Origin of the sequence: Ancylomarina sp. 16SWW S1-10-2, from assembly GCF_009669305.1 — a bacterium.
Taxonomy (GTDB): domain Bacteria; phylum Bacteroidota; class Bacteroidia; order Bacteroidales; family Marinifilaceae; genus Ancylomarina.
Map to the genome: position 1 here is coordinate 1 of NZ_SADB01000235.1, position 432 is coordinate 432.

At 37.8% G+C, this 432-nt stretch carries 1 pseudogene; it reads right to left on the reverse strand.

The annotated features are described in order from the left end of the window. Positions 1 to 432: pseudogene (locus tag EMN46_RS19105) on the reverse strand (transposase); the annotation flags it as partial.

Below are 432 nucleotides of genomic sequence, written 5' to 3' on the forward strand. Positions count from 1 at the left end.
CGAATATAACCATAGCTCTGCCTTGTCTCCTCATGGGCTATTTTCACCAATATCGTCTGTTGATTTCGTTGAATCGTTCTTTTGCTCACGCCTCTCTTGAGCCAATCATAAAAACATGAAACTGAAACATGAAGTAATCGAGCCATTAAGGTAATTGGAAAAGAATATCTTTTTTGTTTCATATAGGCGTACCTTACTGACTTTCTTTGGCAAAGTACGCTGCTGCCTTTTTTAAAAATTCACGTTCCAYTTCAGCTATTTTGAGCTGTTGTTTGAGTTTTTTATTTTCTTCGAGTAGAGCGTTTAGATCAGGTGAATACTGTTTTGTACCTGCTAAAGTTCCAGCCTTTGCTTTGGTATTCCAATTTGAAAGAGTTTGCATTGAAATGCTAAGTTGTCTGGCTGTTTCCGAGACATTGCCTTGATTGGCTT